Source organism: Polymorphospora sp. NPDC050346, from assembly GCF_040655695.1.
Taxonomy (GTDB): domain Bacteria; phylum Actinomycetota; class Actinomycetes; order Mycobacteriales; family Micromonosporaceae; genus Polymorphospora; species Polymorphospora lycopeni.
The window spans coordinates 1-2,218 of sequence record NZ_JBFAKM010000100.1 but is presented as its reverse complement, the minus strand read 5'-3'; the positions used below and the strand labels follow the sequence as shown (position 1 = coordinate 2,218).

At 67.0% G+C, this 2,218-nt stretch carries 2 protein-coding genes; one reads left to right on the top strand and one right to left on the bottom strand.

The window, feature by feature from the left end:
• Positions 1-263 precede the first annotated feature (263 nt).
• Complete coding sequence (locus tag AB0I42_RS37235; protein ID WP_357544482.1) at positions 264-1,370, top strand: IS110 family transposase; 1,107 nt, start codon at positions 264-266, stop codon at positions 1,368-1,370.
• A 221-nt stretch (positions 1,371-1,591) separates the two neighbouring features.
• Here the strand turns inward: AB0I42_RS37235 and AB0I42_RS37230 are convergent, their stop codons facing one another.
• On the bottom strand, positions 1,592-2,131 hold the full coding sequence (locus AB0I42_RS37230) for a pyridoxamine 5'-phosphate oxidase family protein (protein WP_357544481.1): 540 nt from the start codon (positions 2,129-2,131) through the stop codon (positions 1,592-1,594).
• Positions 2,132-2,218: the final 87 nt, after the last annotated feature.

The following is a 2,218-nucleotide window of genomic DNA, read 5'->3' as shown; positions in this document are numbered from 1 at the left end:
TGTGAGTGTGATGGTGCGGTTCTGAGATCGTAGGAGCCGTGCTTCCGCGGGCCGTGGTCTGACCCGCAACGCAACCGGCTCAGTCGATGCCTTCGCTCCGATCTGTCGACTGTGGCTCGCGGGAGGGCCTGCTGTCACCAGACCGGTAGGGCGTGTCCCGATAGGGGCCTTGCTGCGAACAAGGGCACCATCACAGTTCTGACCGCCCTGCCGGCCTGGCGATGGCCATCCGCCGTCCCAAGCCACCAGGAGACGAACAGTCCATGCCCAGCATGCCAGCCACCACCGCCGACAGCGCGCCCGACCCGACCGGCGAGGAGATCATCCTCGGCATCGACACCCACAAGGACGCCCACGTCGCCGCGGTGATCACCGCGCTCGGCGTCCAGGTCACCTCCGCCAGCTTCCCGACCACCGCCGCCGGCTACCGCGACCTGCTGACCTGGGCACGCGGTTTCGGCGACCTGCGCCGTGCCGGTGTCGAGGGAACCGGCTCCTTCGGCGCGGGCCTGGCCCGCTACCTGCGTAACCAGCGTCTGACCGTGATCGAGGTCAACCGTCCCGACCGCGCGGCCCGTCGCCGCCACGGCAAGACCGACACCGTCGACGCGGTGGCCGCCGCCCTGGCGGTGCTCACAGGCCGGGCCGCCGCCACAGCCAAGACCACCAACGGACCGGTGGAGATGCTGCGCATGTTCCGCCTTGCCAGGGCCTCCGCAGTGAAATCCCGCACCCAAGCGATCAACCAACTCAAGGCCGTCATCGTCACCGCCGCAGCCGCCCTACGCGACACCCTGACCGGCCTGTCCGACGCGACCCTGATCCGCCACTGTGCCGCCATGCCCAACACCACACCGACCGACGTCGACACCGCCACCGTCTACACCCTGCGTCGCCTGGCACAACGCATCCAGGCCCTCACCACAGAGGAACGCGACCTCCAACGCCAGATCACCGCCGTGCTCACCACCCACGCGCCGCAGCTACTGGACCGGCACGGGATCGGTCCCGACACCGCCTCGGCCCTGCTGGTCACCGCCGGCGACAACCCAGACCGGATGCACAGCGAGGCGTCCTTCGCCGCACTATGCGGCGTCAACCCGATCGAGGCGTCCTCCGGCAAGACCCGCCGCCGACGCCTCAACCGAGGCGGCGACCGCCGCGCCAACGCCGCCCTCCACCGCATCGCCCTGACCCGATCACGCGCCGACCAACGCACCCGCGACTACCTCGACCGACGCAGCAGCCAAGGCCTCACCCGCCGCGAAGCCACCCGATGCCTCAAGCGCTACATCGCCCGCGAGGTCTACCACCTGCTCCGCCAGCCAACCCAGCGAATCAGACCCCACGAACCGCTTGACGAAACATAGGGGCATCGGACCCATCACACTCACAATGACCGGACACGAACTGGTGGACAGATTTCATACCGGACGCGCGGCTCTGGCCGAGCCGCTGTTCGGCCACCTCGACACGAGTACCCGAATTCAACTGGTCGTAATGTTCAGCGACATATAAAGTCGCCTCACTGAAGATGTCAGCCTCGACTATCCCAGAGTGACGGCCTGAGGTGGACCCGCTCGAATGCTCGTCAGACTGACGGTTGTTGGTCGAGCAGCCCGACGGGGTCGGTGCTATAGGCGACCATCCAGCTGGGGTCGATGCGGTACCAGACGTTCTCGTCCCAGAACGGGTCCTCGCTGTCGCCGTCGTAGTGGTTGACGAGGTAGTCACGGATTGTCGGCCAAGTCGGGTCGCTGTTCGTCCCCTCGGGGTTCAGCGGAACGGCGTGTCCGTGCGTGAAGATGCCGAGCTGCTCGCCGCGCATGAAGGTCGCGCTGATGCCGGGCCGCGCCGCGAGATGACGGGCTTTAGCGGCCTGACGGTGGGTGCCGACGATCCAACGGCCGTGCAGGAGGTGCCCGTCGGCGCCGCTGATGCGAGGCTCACCGCGCCGGGTGACCGTGGCAATCGCCAGGGTGCACATGCCTTGGCAGACTTGGACGAGCTGCTCAGCGTCCAAGGTGCTTTCACCTGGCCGAATGATCGACTTGAGATGGCTGCTGGAGTCGGCCAAAGACGTGTCGAGCAGTACTTGGAGGCTGTGGAGCTCATCGGGAGTTTCGAACATTCGACTAGGGTAATCAGCTCCCACCGACAGTGCCGCCTCAGTGCGCAGTCGCTGACCGGGCGTGGGCGAGTCGGTATGAAGGGGTCC